At 42.2% G+C, this 23,408-nt stretch carries 20 protein-coding genes and 1 pseudogene; 17 read left to right on the forward strand and 4 right to left on the reverse strand.

From position 1 onward, the window contains the following. Positions 1-115: 115 nt before the first annotated feature. Entirely contained in the window at positions 116-709 is a 594-nt protein-coding gene (locus QZU45_RS02800) for a NifU family protein (RefSeq protein WP_031491942.1), read from the reverse strand. 435 nt (positions 710-1,144) lie between these two features. Between QZU45_RS02800 and QZU45_RS02805 the strand changes: the two genes are divergently transcribed. The 3 genes and pseudogenes from QZU45_RS02805 to greB all read left to right on the forward strand — a co-directional run. Further along, a complete protein-coding gene (locus QZU45_RS02805) occupies positions 1,145-2,584 on the forward strand; it encodes an ISAs1 family transposase (RefSeq protein ID WP_295351318.1) in 1,440 nt (479 codons plus the stop codon). 341 nt (positions 2,585-2,925) lie between these two features. Further along, a complete protein-coding gene (pckA, locus tag QZU45_RS02810) occupies positions 2,926-4,533 on the forward strand; it encodes a phosphoenolpyruvate carboxykinase (ATP) (RefSeq protein WP_295351321.1) in 1,608 nt (535 codons plus the stop codon). Positions 4,534-4,602: 69 nt separating this feature from the next. Beyond that, positions 4,603-5,076, forward strand: a pseudogene (gene greB / locus QZU45_RS02815) (transcription elongation factor GreB); the annotation flags it as partial. A 191-nt stretch (positions 5,077-5,267) separates the two neighbouring features. Here the strand turns inward: greB and QZU45_RS02820 are convergent. The 3 genes from QZU45_RS02820 to ribB all read right to left on the reverse strand — a co-directional run bounded on the left by QZU45_RS02820 (position 5,268) and on the right by ribB (position 7,414). Beyond that, entirely contained in the window at positions 5,268-5,810 is a 543-nt protein-coding gene (locus QZU45_RS02820; protein ID WP_295001212.1) for a hypothetical protein, read from the reverse strand. Positions 5,811-5,908: 98 nt separating this feature from the next. After that, positions 5,909-6,703 (reverse strand): alpha/beta fold hydrolase, encoded by a 795-nt coding sequence (locus QZU45_RS02825; protein ID WP_295351324.1) that lies wholly within the window; start codon positions 6,701-6,703, stop codon positions 5,909-5,911. A 60-nt stretch (positions 6,704-6,763) separates the two neighbouring features. Continuing rightward, on the reverse strand, positions 6,764-7,414 hold the full coding sequence (gene ribB, locus QZU45_RS02830) for a 3,4-dihydroxy-2-butanone-4-phosphate synthase (RefSeq protein WP_295001209.1): 651 nt from the start codon (positions 7,412-7,414) through the stop codon (positions 6,764-6,766). A gap of 382 nt (positions 7,415-7,796) precedes the next feature. On the opposite strand from ribB, the gene QZU45_RS02835 reads away from it, so the two are divergent. The 14 genes from QZU45_RS02835 to QZU45_RS02900 form a co-directional block, all read left to right on the forward strand. Next, positions 7,797-8,732 carry a ribokinase gene (locus tag QZU45_RS02835; RefSeq protein ID WP_295001207.1) on the forward strand — a complete coding sequence of 312 codons (936 nt, stop codon included), beginning with the start codon at positions 7,797-7,799 and terminating at the stop codon, positions 8,730-8,732. An 11-nt stretch (positions 8,733-8,743) separates the two neighbouring features. Beyond that, positions 8,744-9,145: a D-ribose pyranase gene (gene rbsD, locus QZU45_RS02840; protein ID WP_074838436.1), complete on the forward strand. Its 402-nt coding sequence runs from the start codon at positions 8,744-8,746 to the stop codon at positions 9,143-9,145. Positions 9,146-9,158: 13 nt separating this feature from the next. Further along, complete coding sequence (locus tag QZU45_RS02845; RefSeq protein ID WP_295351329.1) at positions 9,159-10,397, forward strand: AraC family transcriptional regulator; 1,239 nt, start codon at positions 9,159-9,161, stop codon at positions 10,395-10,397. A 22-nt stretch (positions 10,398-10,419) separates the two neighbouring features. Beyond that, the gene (locus QZU45_RS02850; protein WP_295351331.1) at positions 10,420-11,106 is read left to right on the forward strand and encodes a 2'-5' RNA ligase family protein; all 687 of its coding nucleotides are present in this window, start codon (positions 10,420-10,422) and stop codon (positions 11,104-11,106) included. Between the two features lie 250 nt (positions 11,107-11,356). Beyond that, the gene (locus QZU45_RS02855; RefSeq protein WP_295351334.1) at positions 11,357-12,322 is read left to right on the forward strand and encodes a D-ribose ABC transporter substrate-binding protein; all 966 of its coding nucleotides are present in this window, start codon (positions 11,357-11,359) and stop codon (positions 12,320-12,322) included. Between the two features lie 113 nt (positions 12,323-12,435). Next, entirely contained in the window at positions 12,436-13,077 is a 642-nt protein-coding gene (locus QZU45_RS02860) for a DUF2291 family protein (protein WP_295351337.1), read from the forward strand. Positions 13,078-13,088: 11 nt separating this feature from the next. Beyond that, the gene (locus QZU45_RS02865) at positions 13,089-14,624 is read left to right on the forward strand and encodes a sugar ABC transporter ATP-binding protein (RefSeq protein ID WP_295351340.1); all 1,536 of its coding nucleotides are present in this window, start codon (positions 13,089-13,091) and stop codon (positions 14,622-14,624) included. A 20-nt stretch (positions 14,625-14,644) separates the two neighbouring features. Beyond that, positions 14,645-15,667 (forward strand): ABC transporter permease, encoded by a 1,023-nt coding sequence (locus QZU45_RS02870; protein WP_074838455.1) that lies wholly within the window; start codon positions 14,645-14,647, stop codon positions 15,665-15,667. Positions 15,668-15,683: 16 nt separating this feature from the next. Beyond that, complete coding sequence (locus tag QZU45_RS02875; protein WP_295351343.1) at positions 15,684-16,169, forward strand: PTS glucose transporter subunit IIA; 486 nt, start codon at positions 15,684-15,686, stop codon at positions 16,167-16,169. Positions 16,170-16,204: 35 nt separating this feature from the next. Beyond that, a complete protein-coding gene (locus QZU45_RS02880; protein WP_295351346.1) occupies positions 16,205-17,608 on the forward strand; it encodes an L-fucose/L-arabinose isomerase family protein in 1,404 nt (467 codons plus the stop codon). Positions 17,609-17,613: 5 nt separating this feature from the next. Continuing rightward, positions 17,614-18,438, forward strand: a complete 825-nt coding sequence (locus QZU45_RS02885; protein WP_295351348.1) for a transketolase — start codon at positions 17,614-17,616, stop codon at positions 18,436-18,438. Between the two features lie 3 nt (positions 18,439-18,441). Beyond that, positions 18,442-19,377, forward strand: a complete 936-nt coding sequence (locus QZU45_RS02890) for a transketolase C-terminal domain-containing protein (protein WP_295351351.1) — start codon at positions 18,442-18,444, stop codon at positions 19,375-19,377. Next, the gene (locus tag QZU45_RS02895) at positions 19,370-20,866 is read left to right on the forward strand and encodes an FGGY family carbohydrate kinase (RefSeq protein WP_295351353.1); all 1,497 of its coding nucleotides are present in this window, start codon (positions 19,370-19,372) and stop codon (positions 20,864-20,866) included. The genes QZU45_RS02890 and QZU45_RS02895 overlap by 8 nt, the downstream gene beginning before the upstream one ends. Positions 20,867-21,795: 929 nt before the next feature. Next, positions 21,796-23,408: AAA family ATPase (locus QZU45_RS02900; RefSeq protein WP_295351356.1), on the forward strand; the 1,613-nt coding region annotated here is incomplete at its 3' end.

The raw sequence follows: 23,408 nt of genomic DNA on the forward strand, positions 1-23,408 counted from the left end.
TGTATGTACTGAAGGAAATAAACTAGATAGCAAAAAAATAAAGCTGCATTTCTTCAGCCTTATTCTGGTAATCAAACAAGGTTCCTCTCCAAAAGGCTGGAACCTTTTTTGTTTATTAACCGTAGGTCTCGTCGGTAACCTCATGTTCGGTTACATCAACAACATCTTTAATCTGGCCAGGGAATGCCTGATTCAGCTGAGTCTGAATACCTTCCTTTAAGGTAATGCCGACCATTGAGCAGCCTAGACAGCCACCGGTGAATTTAACCTTAACAACACCGTCTTCAGTTACATCAACTAATGAAACTGCACCGCCGTGAGATGCCAGTGATGGGCTTACGGTAACATCGATGAATCTCTTTAATCTGTCGAACAGGGTTGCATCAGGAGGCAGATCCTGCTTGTTTAAGTTAGGAGCATGGAAGGTCAATAGATCTTCGCCATCTTCCTCATTTTTGGTTAAGTCGATAACAGAACCATCCAGGTATTCTGAAACTGAACTGTCAATAACGATTTCAAAGCCCTTCATCTGAAAGTGTTCATCATTAGAGGTGATGTACTCTTTAGGGCAGTACAGAATACCGCACTGAACACCAGGGGTTCCTACATTAGTTGCAGTAAGACGAATAGCAAGGCCTTCCATTTTCTGTTTGCTGATAATGTTCAGGAAGTATTCCTGTGCTTTCTCACTAACGCTGATTTTGCTCATAAAAACCTATAAATAAAAATCTAAGCTAAAGAAATTGCCAAAAGTGATCAATTGGCGTGATGCTGTATTTGCATTAATACAAAGTCTTTTTTCTTCTTTATCAATCTTTATAAAGAAGCGCAACCACCTTGTGGCGTGGAAGGTTCAGCCAATGCCTGAAGGGCATTTATGCCACATAGAATCAGCGAACCTGTGCATTATACCATTTAACATAGATGGGGGTTATGACAATGTTTTTCAGTATGGCGCCAACACCATTTGAAGCTTATCACAAAACTCAAAAGTGACGGCGTACAAAATTAATATAAATTAATCAGTTAGTTAGCCTACTGATTTTGCTCTTTCAAAATGTGATCCAAAGATCAAAAGTTTTGTTGAATAATTAATATTCTTAACTCTGAAATCTAAAGTAACCGATTGATAAGAATAGTAATTATGTCAAATGAAGTATCTTCTTCCGATAATGTTCTAGATGGAGCCTCTTTTCTTCAAAGAATAATCGAGCTTAATCTCAGTGATCCGCGTAATCCAGAGAGGATTGTTTATCCTCTGTATGTAATAGCTACTGTGGTGCTGTTAGCAAGATTATCTGGATATGAAAACAGTCATGAGCAGGTGTTGTTCTGGAAAAAGCATGTAAAGGAACTTCAGCAGTTAATCTATGGATTAGGTGATGAAGTCGCATCTGAGCAGACTATCCGAAGGGTTATAAGTATTATTGATTCCAATGAACTGGTAAAGTTTCTGACGGATTACTTTGTAACTCACAGAGATAATTCTGATAAACCTATTGGCTCAATAGCCTTACAGGACAGAGAGATTGTTGCTGCAGATGGACAGAACATCAGAGGTACCAGACAGAGTAAGAATGGCAATGATGAACGTAAGCATGGTGGCTATGACGTTGTCAGCCTTTATTCATCAACCTATGGTTTAACCTTAAGTCAGACCATAGTAGATAAGAAAAACCATGAAGCGGAAGCTATCCTTTGCATGCTTAAAAAGGTCATCCTTAGAAATACTATTCTTACATGGGATTCTCTCAATACAAGGCCAGGAACAGTATCTGCTGTTGTAGATGTTAATGCAGACTGTGTTGTAGGACTAAAATCCAATCAGTCCACTCTTGAGGAGGATGTCAGAACCGCATTTGAATTTGTCGACAATGGTAAATACAAACATGAGGTTCTGTCTGCAACCAGAGTTCTTGATGAGCACGGCAGAATTGAGACCAAGCAGATAGATATCCTTGAGATGAAACATGCTGTAAGGACTGAACTCAGAAAGAAATGGGCTGATGTTCATTCTGTCATCAGAGTAAGAACAGTCAGACACTTCAAAAGTTCAGATGTAACACTGCAGGATGAAGATAGATATTTCATCAGCTCAATTGTTCCAGATGGACTTGATGAAAAGTTCGCTGAAACCATGCTTGATATTATTCTCCAAAGATGGGGAATTGAAGCCAGACACTGGGTAATTGATGTTGTATTCCGTCAGGATGCTCTTCCTTTGAGAAATAAGGATTACATTACTAACAGCACTGCCTGTACCAAGCTTGCTTGCAACGTACTAAGTTATATCAGAGACAATGTGCCTTATTATCAGGGGAAACCATGGTCATTTAAATCTTTACAGATTGTGGCACAGGATGCTGAAGTAGGATTTATGTTCTTAAAAGCCTTCTTTACTCAGGATATGTCTCAAATAGAGAATGACGAAAGATTCATCGGTCTCTTTTACAAACAGCCTGAACCGACAGGAAATGATGTTCCTGATGATTTGGAGAACAATGGTTTTCAATCCAGTATCGACGACGATACTCCATTAGGGAAGTTCGCAAGGACCAGAAAGAAAATCAAAGCGAAGAAATAGCTTTAATCTTGAATCAAATTTTGAAAGAGCAAAGCCAAAGTTAGTGAATAACCTTGGAACTTTGTCATGCCTGGATAAAAACAGGCATAACATAAAATTTTATTTCAGCAGAATTATCTGCTGATACGGTTAAATCTAGGCCCAATCGATTTTTAGAGCATGATCAGATCGTGTTGGCGCCATAGTTTTTCAGCTTTGAAAAATAAAATTTTTTTCAAAAATGATAATTAATGATCGAATAATTAATAAAAAATATGCACAAGTTTTCTTTTTACTGCTAAAATCGTATTTGTAACCTATCAAAAACCTGAGTTATTCTCAGATAACACTTGGAGAAAAAAATGAGCTTATTCGACGAGCTTGATTTAGCTAAATACGGTATCAGTTCTGCTACCGAAATCGTACACAACCCTTCATACGAAACCCTATATGCTGAAGAAACCAAAGCTGGTTTAACTGGTTTTGATAAGGGTCAGGATACAGAGTTAAACGCTGTTAACGTTATGACCGGCGTTTACACTGGTCGTTCACCAAAGGACAAGTTCATCGTTAAGGATGCTTCTTCAGAGGCTAACTTCTGGTGGACCACTGATGAGTTCAAGAACGACAACAAGCCACTATCAACTGAGTCATGGAAAGTTTTAAAGGACTTAGCTGGTAAAGAGTTATCAAACAAGAAACTATACGTTGTTGACGGTTTCTGCGGTGCTAACGCTAACACCCGTATGGCAATCCGTTTCGTTGTTGAGGTTGCATGGCAGGCACACTTCGTAACCAATATGTTCATCCGTCCAACTGCTGAAGAGCTAAAGAACTTCAAGCCAGACTTCGTTGTTCTAAACGCTTCAAAGGCTAAGGTTGAGAACTACAAGGAGTTAGGTCTAAATTCAGAGACTGCTGTTGTATTCAACCTAACAGAGCGTATGCAGTTAATTCTTAACACCTGGTACGGTGGTGAGATGAAGAAGGGTATGTTCTCAATGATGAACTACTACCTACCTCTAAAGGGTATTGCTGCAATGCACTGCTCAGCAAACACTGACATGAACCACGAAAATACCGCTATTTTCTTCGGTCTATCAGGAACTGGTAAGACCACTCTATCAACCGATCCAAAGCGTCTACTAATCGGTGACGACGAGCACGGTTGGGATGATGATGGCGTATTCAACTTCGAAGGTGGTTGCTATGCAAAGGTTATCAACCTATCTAAGGAAAACGAGCCAGACATCTGGAACGCAATCAAGCGTAACGCTCTATTAGAGAACGTAACTGTTGATGCTAACGGTAAGATCGACTTCGCTGATAAGTCAGTAACCGAGAACACTCGTGTTTCTTACCCAATCAACCACATCACCAACATCGTTAAGCCAATTTCAAAGGGCCCTGCTGCTAAGCGCGTAATCTTCTTATCAGCTGACGCATTCGGTGTATTACCTCCAGTATCAATCCTAGACGAAGGCCAGACCCAGTACTACTTCCTATCAGGCTTCACTGCTAAGTTAGCAGGTACCGAGCGTGGTATTACTGAGCCAACCCCAACCTTCTCATCATGCTTCGGTGCTGCATTCTTATCATTACCTCCAACCAAGTACGCAGAAGTTCTTGTTGAGCGTATGAAGAAGTCAGGCGCTAAGGCTTACTTAGTAAATACTGGCTGGAATGGTACCGGCAAGCGTATCTCAATTAAGGATACCCGTGGTATTATCGATGCAATCCTAGACGGTTCAATCGATAAGGCTGAGACCAAGACCATCCCAATGTTCTCATTCAAGGTTCCAACAGCTCTACCAGGTGTTGATCCTAAGATCTTAGATCCACGTGACACCTATGCAAATCCTGCTGACTGGGATGTTAAGGCTAAGGACTTAGCTGAGCGTTTCATCAAGAACTTCGGCAAGTTTGCTAAGTTAAACCCAGAGTTAGTAAAGGCTGGTCCTCAGCTATAATCTGACTTTTGGTATTAAACTGAAAGACGACCCGGTAAATGCGCCGGGTCTTTTTTTTTGAGGTTCAATATGGGCAAGCCATTTATAACGAGAGAAGGTTTTGAACAGCTTCACAAGGAATTAGATTATCTTTGGGAAGTAAAGCGTCCTGAAATTACTCAGAAGGTTAGCTGGGCAGCAAGTCTTGGCGACCGTTCAGAGAATGCTGACTATCACTACAACAAGAGACTTTTAGGTCAGATTGACAGAAGAATTCGCTATCTGCGCCACTGTCTGAATGATCTGCAGGTTATTGAGTACAACAAGCAGCAGGAAGGTCGTGTTTTCTTTGGTGCTTACGTAGAAATCGAGTCCGAGGAAGGTGATAACCTGATGCAGATCCATATTGTAGGCTCAGATGAAATCTTCGGACGCTCCAACTGCATTTCAGTTGATGCTCCAATGGCAAGAGCTCTGCTTGGCAAGAGTGTGGATGATGAAGCTGTAGTTCAGACTCCTTTAGGCAAGAAGACCTGGTTTGTTAATAAGATTTCCTACACTAAACCTGACTGGTTTGAAGATATGCCGATTGTTGAGAATTCTCTTTCTTCAGATGATAATGAAGATGTACAGATTGAAGAGATTTCAGAGGAAGATCAGAAGAAAATCGAGCAGGAATATCTTAAAACTCTTGTTCATTAATCTCAAAAAAAGTGGTTCACTTCTGAACCACCTTATTCCTTGTTTAATTCTGTTTAACCTTCCACATCCAGCTGCTGACCTTTTGAAAAATCAGGAACAATGTTGTTGTAGGTATCGGCAATAACCTTTGAAGAGAATCCTTCACCCTTTCCTCGCCTGTCCTCTGCTTCCTTGGAATAGGAGGCGCCGGTAGCCCCAAAGGCACCACCTAGTGCAGCCTTGATAGCTGCAGGATCAGAAACTTTCTGATTTAGGCTGTTACCAGATAAGGTTGAAACTGATGAGGCTGACTTCTTAGCTTCAGACGCATTCTCAGTCTGCTCTTCATTCTGAATTTTGCCTTTGGTCTGTTTACGGCTGATACCCTTTTTTTCCTGACCAGCTTTGATAAGAGTATCTGCCTGAATGTAGAGATTTGCATTTGCAGGTGCAAGTTGAGCATTACCCTGAGCGGTTGCCTGGCTGTTCAGACTTTTGGAAATGTGACTGATCTGAGGAATAGTTTCGCGGGCAATACTATCTCTGCGGGCTTCCTGTGCCGCATGAGGAATATTTGCTATTCCTAGGTTTGAGATGGTACTGGTGGCAACGTCCATTTTTATCTTCCAAAAATTAATAAGATCTCCCGCTTACATATGTTATCGGTATTTTTTAATTAAAAATTTAGAAGAAAATTTTTAACTGATTCAGATAATTAGTTTTTTTCTATAAAAGATGTTATTACTGTTTTCAGTAAGCCTGGCTCAGTTAGGAATGGTGCATGGGCTGAATTCTCCAGAACACAGCACTGATGGAAAGGGGGAAGATTAAGTTTTTTGGACAGTTCTGGTTTAACCAGGCGATCTTTGCCGCCAAAGATATGCAGACAAGGGATTTTAAGAGAATGCATGGCCTCTCTATAGTCGGTTTGAGCCATATTCATAAGACCCTCTTTGAGCACCTGGGTTTCAATCTCTCCCATTTTCTCATAGCAGTCCATAAGAAAGGAACTCTGTTCTTTATTCAGAAGATGACTTTGAGTCTGAAGTTTAAAGAACAGTTTGATATTACGAAGATTCTTTCCTTCATCAAACAGGTTTAAGCATTTGAGTACGTACTTATAGTCGAAACCTGGCCAGTATGGATCAGCAGGGAACCTGGGAGTTCCGCAAAGGGTGATGAATTTTTTGATTTTTCCTTCTTTATCGGTGGCACAGGCTCTGGCAGCTGCAAGCGTACTTAGCGACCAGGACAGTAGAATACAGTCGTCAGGAACGGTATTCAGAATAAGGTTTGCTCCGTGTCTAAGATCTGTAGCAAATCTGGCAAGATCTTTAGATTTACCGTAGCCAGGCATATCTACAAGGATTAGATTGTAATCTTTGAATAGTTCTACGAAGGGTAAGAGAAAATTATGATCAGTGGCCCAGCCAGGAGTGATAACAAGAGGTTGTGCATCAGGATTTCCGAAGCAGGTACAGCCTAGTTTGTGATTATCTGTAGCTCTCATTATGGCAACCACTCCACATACAAAAAGGGCGTCAAACCAGAAAGCTGACGCCGCCTTTTATTAAACGTTCTTTGCCTTACGATATGCAATCAGATCTTCAATTGAAAGACAGGTTAAATCATGCTCGAGGGCAAACTGGGTAACACGTGGAAGTTTTGCCATCAGTCCGTCTGGAGCGCATAGCTCGCAGAGAATACCTGCTGGGGCTAAACCTGCAAGTCTTGCAAGATCTACAGAAGCCTCGGTATGACCGTCACGCTCTAGAACGCCACCCTTCTTGGCAACAAGAGGGAACATATGTCCAGGGCTTGCCAGATCCTCTGGCTTTCCTTCTGGATTGATAACAGCCTTGATTGCCTTTACGCGATCAGGTGCGCTTACGCCGGTGGTAACCCCCTTTGCAGCATCAACTGAAATGGTAAATGCGGTACCGTATACAGAGGTGTTGTTCTTAACCATCATTGGCAGATTCATTCTCTTAGCCTGCTCTTCTTCGATACATACGCAGACAATACCTGAACACTCACGGATCATGAATGCCATCTGAGCATCGGTTACAGTTTCTGCAGCGTAGATAAGATCGCCTTCGTTCTCTCTGTCCTCGTTATCTACAACAAGAATTCCACGACCACGCTTTAAGGCACTGATAGCAGCCTCTACGCGATCAATTGGGGTTTCACCGAAATTTTCCAAAAGGTTCTTAAAGCTCATTTTTACCTCATTTTTATGAGTCATAACGACAGCACAGAGTTATTCCTGCTGTCCTAGTTAAAACTGGGTAATTTAAAAAAACAGTATCTAATGCATTAGGCATACAGCTAATAGCAAAACTGTGTGTATCTGTCATTTATTCTGTATTTTCGACTGCGTATTATACTTGATAATCTTAGGAAATTCTGATTATTGATAAGGATAATCGGAATTTTGAACAAAAATCTTGGTTTTTGTTTGTGTTAGAACTCACAACAGATGATTGTAAATATTTCTTTTATAAGCTGATAATACTATTATTTGTGAATAGATATGAGCATCGCTTATGAGAATAATAACGAACGGATAAACCTCAACAACAGAAATAGTCGCGGGGAAAGAAATGGCAAAAATTTTAAATTACGGCTCATTAAATATAGATTATGTCTATGATGTGCCTCATTTTGTTAAGGCAGGCGAGACCTTATCTTCAACCAACAGAAGTATCTTTGCCGGCGGAAAAGGTTTGAATCAGTCTGTAGCTCTGGCTCGTGCCGGAGGAAATGTATATCATGCAGGAGCAGTTGGTAAGGATGATTCTAAGATCCTGACTGATGTTCTTGCTGAGGATAAGATTGATTTCTCCAATATCGCAAAGAGAGACTGCCCTTCAGGTCATACAATTATCCAGGTTGATTCCAACGGTCAGAACTGCATTATCCTCTTTGGTGGTGCTAATCAGACAATTTCTGAGGCTGATATCGACAGTACTCTTGCCAATTTTGAGGCCGGTGATTTCATGGTTCTGCAGAATGAAACCAGCAATATCAGATATATGATTGAAAAGGCCTATGAAAAAGGAATGAAGGTCTGCTTCAATGTTTCTCCTTTCACAACCGAGCTTTTAAAGCTGCCTTTAGAAAAATGCGCATATCTGATTGTTAACGAGATTGAAGGCGCAGCCATGGCAGACATGCCTGATGATACAGATCCATATGTACTGCTCGATAAGCTCTGTGAGAAGTTCCCTAAGACCTCCTTTGTCCTGACTTTAGGTTCAAGAGGTTCAATCCTAAGAGAGGTAGGTGAAAAGCCTATTTCCTGCAAAGCTTTCAAGGTTAATGCCGTTGATACCACAGCCGCAGGTGATACCTTCCTGGGTTACCTGATAACCAATATTGCTACTGATATGAACCGTGCTCTGGCAATCAAATGTGCAACCGCTGCTTCTGCTCTGGCCGTACAGGTTAAGGGCGCAACCCCATCTATTCCAAGAGCAAAGGATGTGCTGGAGTTTATTAAGAAAGCCGGTCAGGAAGTTTTAACAGAAAAACTATAAGGATACTAAAAGTGAAGAAAATCGGATGCTTGAATTCTGAACTGTCATATGTGATTTCCAAACTTGGACATTTTGATACGCTAACCATCGGTGACTGCGGGCTTCCAGTTCCTCGTGGAGTTCAGAGAATTGATCTGGCTGTAACCTACGGTGTTCCAGGCTTTTTTGATGTTTTTGATGTGGTTGATGCTGAAGCCAAGTTCCAGAAGGTAACTATTGCCTCAGAGTCTAAGACTCAGAATCCTGTGTTTTATGAGAAGATTACTTCATGGGCACAAAAGAACGGCGTTGAGGTCGTAGAGGTTCCTCATGAGGTTTTCAAGGCTGGAACCGTAAAAAGTGTGGCTGTAGTTAGAACCGGTGAGTGCAAGCCTTACAGCAATGTAATTCTTGAGTCTAACGTTTCATTCTAAGCCAAGCTTATCAATGGATATTCAAAATGATGAGAAAGGGGCAAAGATACTGCCTCTTTCTTATGGTCTGAGTCTTTTAAAACAGCTTCTGCCTGTTCCTACCCATATTTTTAAAAGCGACTGTCACTATTACGAGAAGTTCGATAATAACGAATACGATGACTGGAATGTATTCAAGACGGATTTTGACTTTCGCTGTCGAATTGTACAGAGAATAAAAGAGAACAGGCTTACTATTATCTCAGATGAAAAACCCGTGCTTTACGGAGGCGTAGCCTGCGCTGATGAGCTGATTCTGGTAATAGGACCTATTTTAATTACTGAAATTGATCAGAGTTTCTGCAAACTGTATGCCTTAAAGCATAATGCGGTTAATGTAGCTCCTTTTAACTGCACTGTTCAGAAACTGGCCTCAATTCTGCTTTTAATCCACAGCTCTATTACCGGAGAGTATATCTATCTTAGCGATTTCATTAATGATACCGCTTTAAGTGAGGATATTATTGAGAATACTAACAAACAGTTTGCCAGAATATTCTCCGATCAGAGTCTGAACACCAGAACCCACAATCCAGGCCAGTTTGAGGAATCAATCAAAAACGCGATTACAACAGGAAATGTTGAGGAACTGAAGCAGGCGCTTAACTCCATATATGCCAGCATGCGAGGAACTCTATCGAGAAATTCCCTGCGTTCTGCCAAGAATCTTGCCATAGTAGATATAACCATAGCAACCCGTGCAGCAATTGACGCGGGGCTTTCGGTAGAAGAGATGTATACCATCTCAGACGGCTTTATCATGGAGGTTGAAGACTGCAAGTATGAGGCGGATGCTGCCGCTCTGGCACAGGCCTGTGCTTTAAGATGTACTCAGAAGGTTGCAAAATATCTGTCCGAGAGAAAAGCCAGAAGTACATCTCTGCCTGTTGACCGAGCCTGCCAGTATATTGATCATCACATCAATGAGAAATTTGATCTCACATCCATGAGCAATAAGCTCAAGATAAGTTCAAGTTATCTTTCAAAGCTTTTCCGTCAGGAAAAGAACATGAGTATCGGTGATTATATCCGCAGACGCAAGATTGAGATTGCCAAGATGCTGCTCAGAACCACCGACAGATCATTAGGTGAGATAGCTATGCTTCTGTCCTTTAATTCTCAAAGTCATTTTGGAAGAGTCTTTTTAAAGGAAACCGGTATGACGCCTGCAGCCTATAAGAACTCAAAAGCTATTAGAGATTCTTTCCTGTAATGAGGCAAATAATATAGAGCCTATGCATCAGTCAGAAAAATATAGTCACAGTTTTCTTTTTAGGCATTATGCCTCCATCCTTGAGAACAACCGCAGCATTATACTTGAGGGCGGTAACGGCAGAATCGATTTCACCGACTATGCTGAAGACAAAATTATGTCTGTGGTTGCTCTTATCAGAATCTCTCCACAGGTAAGCTCGAGGATAGCTGCCTTTGAGGAAAAACTAAAGGCTATTGAGCCTGACATGTATTTTTATGAGCCACAAGACTATCACATTACTGCTCTGGATATTCTTAAAGGTGAGAGGGGGAGAAAGCTTCCTGACAACATCGACGAGTATGCTGAGGCAGTAAGATTCTGTTCTTCGAAGATAAAGCCTTTTGAGATAAGTTTTGAAGGTGTAAGTGCCAGTGATAGTGCGGTGATGGTCTGTGGCTATTATGATGAGGCTTTAGAACAGTTAAGAGAGATGCTTCGAGCTGAATTAAAGCACCGCGGGCTTACTCTTGATGAAAGATACCGGACTTTTTCCTCTCATGTAACATTTGCAAGACTATGCTCAAAATATGCTAATCCAGAGAAGTTCCTATCCTTTATCTCAAAGCCTATATCTTTTGGAACAATGACTGTAAGCTCTATTGAACTGTGCTTTCACAGCTGGTGTGATGCTCAGAAAACAGTGATTGCAAACTTTCCTCTATCATAATCCTGATTAAATATAATCACTTTGTGAACAAACTGTCTTTATCGTCACAAAATTAGATTGAAATCGAGCATTTTATGATCTTCTGCTCATTTTTGGAGCGAATCAAAATCGAATTATGACAAAAAAGATAATTTTGTGATAAGTAATGTCTCCCCCTTTACATATAATTTAGAAGTACAAAGAAACTTCTGTTGCTATGCCTAACAAATGCAACAGCTTATTAAAGAACATACATAGTAGGAGTCATTAAATGAAATTTACAAAAATCTGTGCATCAGTTGCAATGGTTTTAGCTGCATCATCAATGGCAGCATCAGTTCAGGCTGCAGAAGCAAAGCGCTTAACTGGTGGCGGTTCAAACATCATGTACATCATCACCCCATCTCACTCAAACCCATTCTTCAAGACAGAGGCAGAAGTTGCTGCTAAGACTGCTAAGGAATTAGGTTATACCGTAAAGATGGTTTCACACGATGACAGCCCTGTAAAACAGTCAGAACTATTCGAGACCGCAATTTCTGATAAGGCTGCAGCTATCGTTTGTGATAACGCTGGTGCTGATGCTACTGTAGCAGCTGTAAAGCGTGCTTATGACAACAATATTCCAACCTTCCTGATTGACCGTGAAATCAACGAGCAGGGCATTGCTATCACTCAGATCGTTGCTAACAACTACCAGGGTGCTAAGGGTGCCGCTGAAGTATTCGTAGAGGCAATGGAAGAAGAAGGCGAATATGCAGAGCTATTCGGTATTGACTCAGATACCAATGCAAAGACCCGTTCAACTGCATTCCACGAGGTTATTGATCAGTATCCAGACATGAAGATGGTTGCTGTTCAGACAGCAAACTGGGATCAGAACCTGGCTTACTCAAAGATGGAGACTATTCTTCAGTCATATCCAAATCTAAAGGGTGTTATTTCCGGTAACGACAACATGGCAGTTGGTGCAGCAGCAGCTATCAAGGCAGCAGGCAAGACACTAAAGATCATCGGTGTTGACGGCTCAAATGATGCTCGTGACGAGATCTTAGCAGGTAACATGACCGCTACTGCAATGCAGCCTGCAGCTCTAATCTCCGAGATGGCTGTTAAGCAGGCAGATCAGTACTTAAAGACAGGTACCACCGGCCAGCCTGAGAAGCAGTTAATCGACTGCATCATCATCACTAAAGACAATGCTAAGAAGCTAAACGATTTCACTTTAGCTAAGTAAACCTCAATGACTGCGCCACGTTTCTGTGGCGCATTTAATAAGAATAATTAGTTAAGAGCAGGGTGCAGTAAATGCACTCAAAGGGGTTTTTTCGCCTCAAACAGGAGAACATCATGTCAAAAGCTCGCGTAATAATTGCAGGTCTAGCAGTAGCATTTCTTGCCTATGCAGGTCTTTCTGCCACAGTGGTAAAAGAGGGACAGGAAGCAACATTAACCGGAGAGGTGGCATTTGACCCAACATCAGTAGCAAAGAATTTCTGGGCCGAAAAATCAAAGGATTACTTTGAGAAAAATGCTGTGGATTTAGTAACTCTGATTAAAGAGGCAGATGGAGATTTCGCATCTGTCGCTTCTAAATACGGATATTACTCAATGGGTGATAAGGGAGAACTTTCCTTTATTGTAAAAGGTTCAGGCAAGGTAACAGAAGTAAAGAACAAGCTTCGTTCTGGTTATTTTGCATTTGATTTAAACGACAACCCATCAGAGGAAGTTAAGACCAGAATTCAGATTGGACCTGTATTTAAAGGTTCAGCTGTAAGAGATTCAATCAGTCTTATCAGTTACGATGATTATACCAATCAGATTGAATGGGCTCAGGTTTCAGTAGCCTTCCATGAATTGATCACAAGAGATGTGCTTTCAAAGATCAATATGGACGAGATTAATGGTAAAGACTTTGATTTCATTGGTTGCTTTACAGTAAAACCAGGTCCTCTTCAGATTACCCCTGTTGAGCTGACTGTAAAGTAGGAGCGTAGTAAATGAACAACGAAATCGAAGAGATCTATTTACACGCCGAAAAGATAGACAAAATCTATCCTGGTACCAAAGCTCTGGATCAGGTTTCATTTGATATCAAGCGTGGCAAGGTAAACGTTCTGATTGGCGAGAACGGTGCCGGTAAATCAACTCTGATGCGAATCATCGCAGGTATCGAGAAACAGTCCTCAGGCAAGCTATATCTGCAGGGAAAGGAAGTTGAATTCAACTCAACCGTAGAAGCACGTGAACACGGTATTGCCATTATTCACCAGGAACTGTGTCTGTTCCCTAACATGACTGTGTTCCAGAATCTTTTCATGTCATCTGAGCGTACCAAGAACGGTATTTTGGATGATGCTGAACACAGAAAGCTGGCAAAGCAGGTGCTGGCAAGACTTAATTATCCTATCGATCCTGACACCATGGTGGGCGACCTGAGAGTTGGTCAGCAGCAGATGATTGAAATTGCAAGAAATCTTCTGATCCCAAATCTTAAGATTCTGATTATGGATGAGCCAACCTCATCACTGTCAGAACAGGAAGTTGATGTGCTGTTCAACATCATGAGAGAACTTACCGCATCCGGTATCTCCATTGTTTATATTTCCCACCGTCTTGAAGAGCTGATGCGTATCGGTGACTATGTAACCATCTTCCGTGATGGCAAGCTGGTTGCTGATGCTGCGGTAAAGGACATCGATGTGCCTTGGATTGTCAAGCAGATGGTTGGTGAAGGCAAGAGCTATCCAAAGCGTGATGTTGCAGTTGACTGGTCTAAGACCAGCAAGGTTTTACAGGTCAAGGATCTGACCCTGCCAAAAAGCGGTGGCGGTTACCTTCTAAACAAGGTTTCCTTTGATCTGCATGAGGGTGAGGTTTTAGGTATCTACGGCCTGTTAGGTGCAGGTAGAACCGAAATCTTCGAATGCATTATGGGTATGCGTCCAACACATACCGGTGAAGTTTACCTGAACGGAGAAAAAATCGAGATTGGTTCGGTTCCAGAGCAGATTAAGAAAGGATTTGCCTGGCTTCCGGAAGATCGTCAGCGTGACGGACTGGTTCAGACCATGAGCATTGATAAGAACATTGCTCTGTCAAATGTCGCTGAATATACCAATTCCTTTGGTCTGATTGACAAGAGAAAGGAAAGCGCCGCTACTGAAGAGATGATTAAGGATGTCCACATCAAGGTAGCAGACAAGGAACTTCCTATTCTTTCCCTGTCAGGCGGTAACCAGCAGAAAGTGGTATTTGCCAAGGGCGCTCTGACCAAACCAAAGATCATGCTGCTTGATGAGCCTTCCCGCGGTATTGATATCGGTGCGAAGACAGAAATCTTCAACCTGATTTATCAGTACGCCAAGAAAGGTGTTTCTCTTCTGGTGGTTTCTTCAGAACTTGAAGAGATTATCGCTATTGCCGACCGCATTATTGTTCTGTCAAACGGTATCAAGACCGCAGAACTTACCGGCAGCGATATTACTCAGGACAATCTTGTAAAAGCTTCATATATGGGCCATAAAGCTCGGTAAAGGAATTCGGAGAATAAAAAATGAATAAAAATGATGTAATTATGACCATACTCAAGGGCCGTACCCTGATTGTGCTGACCCTGTTAGTCATATTCTTTTCCTGTGCAAGTGAATCCTTCTTCACTTCACAGTCACTGCTTCTGATTGCAAAGCATGTTGCTCTGTACGGTATCTTAGGTATCGGCATGACCTATGTGCTGGTAACCGGCGGTATTGACCTTTCTGTAGGTTCTGTTGTCGGTCTGTCAGGAATGATAGCAGGACTTCTGATCAATCATGGTTTCACCATCTTTGGCTATACCTTCTATTTCTCAATTCCTGTAATTGTGCTGATTGCAGTTTTCATCGGTGTGATTGTAGGTCTTATCAACGGTATCATCATCACCAAGTTTGCTGTTGCTCCTTTCATCGCAACCCTAGGCATGATGTATGTTGCACGTGGTGCAGCTAACCTTACCTCAAACGGTGCTACCTTCCCTAATCTGGTTGGTAAGGAAGCCTTAGGCAACACCGGTTTTGAAATCTTCGGCCGTGATATTGCAGGTTTCCCTGTAGCCGTAATGATTCTTGCTCTGATTGCAATTATCGCTGCTGTTATTCTGCGTAAGACTCCATTTGGCTGGCACATTCTGGCAATCGGCGGTAATGAGAGAGCTGCCAAGTTATCAGGTGTTCACGTAGATAACGACAAGATTCTGGTTTACATGTTCTCCGGTGCCTGTGCTGCTGTCGTAGGTATCATCGCTACCTCTCAGCTGGTTGCATCTCACCCAATGACCGGTAATACATGGGAAATGAACGCCATCGCTGCCGCTGTTCTGGGCGGTACTTCTCTGATGGGTGGTGTTGGAACCATCGTTGGTACTGTAATCGGTGCCTTCATCATCGGTGTTATCTCAGACGGTATGGTTATGTGCGGTGTTTCCGAGTTCTGGCAGATGATCATCAAGGGTCTTGTTATTGTTCTTGCAGTTATTATTGACCAGTACCAGCGTTCACTACAGGCTCGCATGGCACTTCAGGCAAGAAATGAGAACAAGTAATTAAAGGGGGCAGGATATGTTTTTTAAAGAGAAAGGCGAGGATATCCTCGCCGCCTTAAGCGGAAACGTAATTTCAATTACAGATGTCGAAAGTCCGATTTTCGCAGGAAAGGTAGTAGGTGACGGCGTGGCTATTGTTCCATATGACGGACTGGCTTTAGCACCAATTTCTGGAATTGTTTCCTTTGTCGGAGCCCAGAAGCATACCTATGGTATCACCGGCTTTGACGGCACGGAGGTTCTGATTCACCTTGGCATTGGCACTGTTGAGTTAAATGGTGAGGGGTTTACTCCTTACGTACAGAAAGGTGACAAGGTGGCTGCAGGCGATCCAATCTGCAATGTGAACTGGCAGCTTGTAAAAGAGAGAAACCTGAGCATTGTCTCTCCAATTGTGATTACCTCTGGTTCTATGGAAAAGATAAAGCGTCTGACAATATTCCAGGGGCTAGCTCAGGCAGGAAAGTCAGTATGCATGAGATATATACCAGTTAAGAATTAGACACATAAGATAAACGACAAACAAAAGGATCAATCATGACAGCTAAGATTAAGTTAGGTTTTGTACCAACCAGAAGAAGTGTGTTCAGTGCTCCAGATGCACTTAAATACAGAGATCTGACCGCAGCCCGTATGAAGGAGCTGGGTATTGATTTTGTGGATATCAAGGACATCAACCCTGAAGGTCTGCTTTTTGCTGACGAGGATGTTGCAAAGATAGCAGCCAAGTTTAGAAAGGAAGGCGTTGACGGAATTATTCTGGCCCACTGCAATTTCGGTACTGAGTATGTATGTGCAAGGCTTGCAAAAGAACTGAACCTCCCTGTACTGCTGTGGGGACCTTTAGATGAGCGTCCTCTGCCAGACGGACGCAGACTGCGTGATACCCAGTGCGGTCTGTTTGCAACAGGTAAGGTTCTGCGCAGATTCCAGGTTAAGTTTACTTATCTGACCAACTGCCGTCTTTCTGATCCTGTATTTGAGCGCGGTCTGCGTGATTTTATGGCTGTATGTAATGTTGTTAAGACCTTCAGACATATCCGCATTCTTCAGATGGGCCCTCGTCCTTTCGATTTCTGGACCACCATGTGCAATGAAGGCGAGCTGTTGGAGAAATTCAATATTCAGCTATCTCCAATTCCTCTTCCTGAGCTTTTGGATGAAGTTCGAAAAATCCGTGACGGTAACGGCGCCAAGGAAGAGCTGGAAATCCTTCACGATAAGACCATTATCAAGATTTCAGAGCCAAAGGTTGAGACTGTTGCAGCTCTTGCAAGAGCAATGCGCAATCTGATTGAAAAGTACGGCTGTCAGGCAGGTGCTATTCAGTGCTGGACTGCACTGCAGGGAGAACTTGGCATTATGCCTTGTGCTGCTAACTCAATTCTTAATGATTTAGGCATTCCAGTTGTCTGTGAGACAGATATTCATGGAGCAATCACTGCCCTAATGGCAGAGGCTGCCGTCATGAATGAATCAAGAAGCTTCTTTGCTGACTGGACAGTACGTCACCCTGATAATCCAAACGGTGAACTGCTGCAGCACTGTGGTCCTTGGCCAATTTCAATCGCCAAGGAAAAGCCTGAATTAACCTGCCCTATCGCCTTTGATGATGAAGGATCATTATCTGCAGAGGCTAAAGCCGGAAAAGAACTGACACTTACACGATTTGATGGTGACAACGGTGAGTATTCCTTGCTCCTTGGCAATGCCAAGAGTGTAGAGGGGCCTAAGATCCTTGGAACCTATATGTGGGTAGAGGTGGACAATATCAAGCGTCTTGAAGAGAAGGTTGTAACCGGTCCATATATTCACCACTGTGTGGGTGTTTACAAGAATGTTGTGCCTATTCTGTATGAAGCATGTAAGTACATCGGTATCAAGGCTGATCTGTATGATCCGATTGAAGAGCAGGTAAAGGCATATCTAAGAGGAGAATAGATTAGATGAAAGAGTTAAAGAAACTGGCCTACAGACTGCGCCAGGATGTAGTTGACATGATTGTCAACGGTAAGGGCGGACATATCGGTGGTGATATGTCAGTCATGGATGTTCTGGTTACTCTTTATTTCAAAGAGATGAACATTACCAAAGAGAATTTCAATACCAAAGATCACGACCATTTCATTATGAGTAAGGGGCATTCTGTTGAGGCTTTATATGCGGTGCTGGCAGAGAAGGGATTCTTCTCCCGTGAAACCGTACTCAAGGAGTTCAGTCAGTTTGGTTCAAAGTTTATCGGTCATCCAAACAATAAGCTTCCAGGTATTGAGATGAATTCAGGTGCCTTAGGACACGGACTTCCTGTTGCTGTTGGTATGGCCATCGCTGAGAGAATGAACAAGAGCTCTAACCGTGTTTACGTAGTAATGGGCGACGGTGAGCTGGCAGAAGGTTCTGTATGGGAAGGCGCTATGGCCGGTGCCAACTACAGACTGGATAATCTTTGTGCCGTGCTGGATAGAAACCGTCTGCAGATTTCTGGTTCAACCGAAGATGTTATGGCTCTGGATGATCTTCACCGCAAGTGGGAAAGCTTTGGTTGGCACGTAATTGACGTATCTGACGGCAACGATATTGAGAAACTTGCAGCAGCCTTTGAAGAAGCTCGTATGGTAAAGGGTAAGCCAACAGTGCTGATTGCCAATACCGTCAAGGGTAAAGGTTCTCCTGTAATGGAAAACAAGGCTTCCTGGCATCACCATGTACCTAATGAAGAAGAATATAGGCAGATCATGAGTGATTTGAAAGCTAGAGCACAGGAGGATTAACAGATGGCTAATATTGCAAATAAGCAGATGATCTGCGAAGTTCTAATGGAAGCTGCAAAAAAGGATAAGGATATTGTGGTTCTGTGTTCAGATTCAAGAGGAAGTGCCTCTGCTACTCCTTTTGCCAATGCCTTTCCTGAGCAGTTTGTTGAAGTAGGTATTGCCGAGCAGGATCTTGTAGGTATTGCCGCCGGTATGGCAAGGGTAGGCAAGAGAACCTTCCCAATGTCACCAGCATGTTTTATAGCGGCCCGTTCCTATGAACAGTGCAAGGTTGATGTAGCCTACTCTCATACCAATGTTAAGCTTGTTGGTATTTCCGGTGGTGTGAGCTATGGTGCTTTGGGCATGTCACATCATTCAGCTCAGGATATTGCCTGCATGTCATCAATTCCTGGCATGAGAGTTTATCTGCCATCTGACTGCAATCAGACCAGAAAACTGATGGAAGTACTGGTTAAGGATAATGAGCCTGCCTATATCCGTGTGGGCAGAAATGCAGTTGATCCTGTATACAGCGAGGACAACGTTCCATTTGAAATGGACAAGGCTACCTGGGTATGCAAGGGCGAGGATGTTGCCATTGTTGCCTGTGGCGAGATGGTTCTTTATGCAAAGCAGGCAGCTGAGATTCTAAAGCAGAAGGGTATCAGTGCAACAGTGCTTGATATGTACTGCGTAAAACCTTTTGATAAGGCTGCAGTAATCGAGGCAGCAAAACATGCCAAGGCTGTGATTTCCGTTGAAGAGCATTCTCCTTTTGGAGGTCTGGGCTCAATGGTTGCTCAGACAGTTGCCGAGAACTGTCCTAAAAAATGTGTAACCATGTCTCTGCCAGATGAACCTGTAATAACAGGTAATTCAAAGGAAGTCTTCGCCTACTACAAGCTAACCGGTGAAGGTATTGCTGCTAAAGCCGAGGAACTTCTAAATGGCTAATGACGATGTCTATGTTCTGGGCATTGATCAGAGTACGCAGGGCACTAAGGCCCTGCTCTTTGATGCTCAGGGAAAACTGATTGACAAGGCTACTCTGCCTCATCGTCAGATTATCAATGAGCGCGGCTATGTTGAGCATGATCTTAATGAGATTGCATCAAACGTAATCGGAGTCGTAAAAGCTCTTATTGATAAGGATTCGTCACGTGCTGATAAGATTGCAACTGTTGGACTCTCTGTTCAGCGCGAGACTGTTGGAGCATGGAGAAAATCTACACTTGAGCCTTTGTACAATGCGATAGTCTGGCAGTGTGCCCGAGGAGCAGAGTTTGTCTCACGTCCTGAGATTAAGTCTCAGGCAAAGAGAATCCGTGAGATTACCGGACTTGAACTCTCAGAGTATTTCTCAGCAGCAAAGATAACCTGGCTTGTAGACAATGTTCCTGAAGTTAAGGCCTGTGCTGATAAGAATGATCTGTGTATCGGCAATATGGATTCCTTCCTGGTTTCCTTTTTAACTCATGGCAAGAGCTTTGCAACCGAACCTTCAAATGCTTCAAGAACACAGCTGATGGATCTTAAGGCCCTTAGCTGGTCTGAAGAGTTATGTTCTCTGTTCAAAGTGCCTTTATCAGCTCTGCCGGAGATTAAGGATTCAGATTCAGAATTTGGCTTTACTGATTTTAATGGACTTTTAAAGCATGAAATTCCTATTCATGCGGCAATCGGTGATTCTCAGGGAGCGTTATTCGGTCATGGATGCAGTAAGCCTGGTCAGGTTAAGACTACCTATGGTACAGGCTCCTCAATCATGATGAACAGCGGTGATAGAGTATCAAGCTGTGAACATGGAATAGTAAATTCTGTAGGCTGGAGACGACAGGGCAGAACCACCTATGTACTTGAAGGCAATATCAATTATTCTGCAGGTATCATCAGCTACCTTAAGGATGATATGCAGCTTATAGCTGATCCTTCTGAGACTGAGGCTCTTGCAAGAGCAGCAAACCCAAATGATCGCTGCTATTTTGTACCTGCCCTCTCAGGCCTTGGGGCTCCTTACTTTAACGGTAATGTCAGAGGCTCAATTCTTGGAATAAGCAGACTTACCGGTAAAAAGGAGATTGTAAGAGCAGCTCTGGATTCAATTGCCTATCAGGTAAGCGATATTCTTTCTTTGATCAGAAAGTCTTCAGATGTACAGATCACTCAGCTGTGTGTAGATGGCGGTGCTACAAAGAATACCTATCTGATGCAGTTCCAGTCAGATCTTTTACGACTGCCTTTAAAGGTTCCTTCAGATGCGGAGTTATCCGGTAAGGGCGCTGCCTTTATGGCCGCAATTGTACAGGGAATTTATGCTGAGAGCATTCTTGATCAGCATGAGGACGAATCATTCTTTGAGCCTGTAGCGGATGAGAAGGTGATATCTGAGAAGGTTGAAGGCTGGCATAAGGCTATAGCTTCAACTATAGAATACGGTGTATAAGTTTTTTCGTTGTCAATTATGCTAGTGTGAGACCGTCAGTTTAGAATGAACTCATTATTAATCAGGAGATCAATAACATGGTTCATACTAAAACTGGCGGTTTTTTTCTCATACTGAATTCGTGTACATTGTCGGTTAACTGCAAATTAAATTTTGGTAAATGGTCAGAAATAAATTCTGGCAAGCATTAACCTGTCAACCTTTACGGTTGATATGGCAAAACTGTCTGACGCGTCAGTTCACATTTTGCCGTTGTGTAAAAAATAAGCCCAAAATACCTTGTCTACCAAGGGTATTGCTCATTAAAAATTCAGTTTTAATATCAGATTAGCTGTATTAGAAGTTTCCCAAATTTCCGGACTATACCATCTAATTAGAGGAACTTTGGGTACCAAAGTTCTTTCTTGGTCTTCCTCATGGTCTTTTAGAGTTAGGATATTTTACTTTAGGTTTCCTACCTCTTTTCTTTGGTTCTGGTTTTGGTACAGGCTTTGATAACCCCAGCTTTTCCAGAGTTTCCATTACTGTATTCAAAGTGTGCACTCAGAACTTATCATCCGATGCTGCAGGTTCGTTCTGAGGTGCATCAGTTATTCTCCATGTAGAGGACGGAGCATCAATCATAATCGCCGTATGACATTTCTATCAGCACACTGCTCTTCTTGGCCTTATTGATGATTCTGCCGGAAATCATTTTGAAAATAAAACTGACAAATTCGTTTACAATTACCGAAAAGTCCCCCTTGAACTGTTGTACGGTCTAGAGCTTCATCAAGCTTGTAGTACTTAAAGACCAGTTCTAGTTTCCATCTGTTCTGCTAACACAGATAGGTTCCCTCAGGAGGAAGATCTTCGTTAGACTCCAAAAACTACAGCTTGATCCCATATCTGCTATAATGAAGACAGCTAAGATTTAAGGAAACAGCTTTATGTCAGAGAGTACAGTCAAATTACTTAATAATCCTTATGGACAGGTTACGTTTGATTTATTCAGACAAAAGAACAAGGCCTTTGTTGATAAAAGTCTGATGATTAAATATCTGGACGATGACAGTATGAGTCTATACCCTGTACTTCTACGTCCACGTCGTTTTGGCAAGTCTACCTTTGTGCAGATGCTAAAATGTTATTACGACATTTCCTATCAGGACAGATATGAGGAGCTGTTTTCTGGCACAAAGATTTATGATCTAAATCTCCCAACTCACAACAGCTACCATGTAATTGACTTTGATTTTTCCTCTGTTTCTACTGGCGATAAAGAAGTTCTTTTAACCAGTTTTTTTGTGGCTGTAACAGATGGCATTGATGACTTTTGTCTCAGATATCCTGATTTTGTTTTTGATTATTCAAATTTAAACCAAAAAGATGCGGCAACTTTATTTACAGAATTTTCCAAGGCCTACAGAAAGTTTTCAAAAAGCCAGAAACTCTATGTCATGATTGACGAATATGACAATTTTGCCAATGAGATTTTATCTAAGGATTTAGAGTTATTCCTGAATATAACCAGTAAAGATGGTTTTCTTAAAACCTTTTATTCTGCAATCAAAAATTTTGCAAAAAACACCATCGCCAAGACCTTTATCACTGGTGTTTCCTCAGTATCCTTAGATTCCCTAACCTCAGGCTTTAATATTGCAAGTAATGTTACAGACATGGCCAGCTTTAATGAATATGCTGGATTTACTGAGGATGAACTTGAGATCCTTATTCCAAAGCTTGTGGATGTAGAGAAGTTAGGAGTAACTCCAAAAGAAATTATAAGCAGGATGAAACCTGTCTATGACGGCTACTGTTTTTCAGCTGAGGCCGATAAAACGGTCTACAATTCCTCCATGTGTCTTTACTACCTTAACAAAGTCCGTCAGAAAGGAGTATTCCTAAATCCAGAGGATTATCTTGATCCTGCCTGCGACCAGGACGGCTACAAGCTTGAGCAGTTGTTTGGGCTTGCAGATAAAGAGACAGTAAATACCATCATTGACAGATACCTTCAGGGAGAGCCTTTTAATCTTTTGAAGCTCTCTGAGAATATCAATCTCAATCAGGTAAGGAAATACTCTCGAGAGCAGCTTTTATCCATGCTCTACTATCTTGGCTATCTGACCATCAACAGGAATTCAACCCTGGATAGCGGTATTTCTCTGGTGATCCCAAATCAGTTCATGTCAAAGCTTTTTGCCAAGTGCACTATCGAGTTCAGATTCAGAAACAATTCAGTATTCTCCTCACAGAAACTTGATATTTCTTCTCTAATGGCCGTTGAAGATGATTTATCCTCATTTGCCTCATCCTGTACTGAATTTTTAAGTCTGATTATGTCAAATCAGGTGCTGGTGCATATGAAAGAAATGGCCTTAAATCTGGTTCTGTACGCCAAACTTGAAGAGCTTTCAAAGGATGATTTTGAGGTAAGACTGCAGAAATCATTAAGAGTCGCAGGAGAGGGAGAGAAATTTGCAGATCTGGTTGTAACTGTAAACAAAGGTACTAGCAATGAGTGCATCTACCTGATTGAGCTTAAATATCTTACCAGAAC

The organism is uncultured Succinivibrio sp., assembly GCF_902756765.1.
GTDB lineage: Bacteria > Pseudomonadota > Gammaproteobacteria > Enterobacterales > Succinivibrionaceae > Succinivibrio.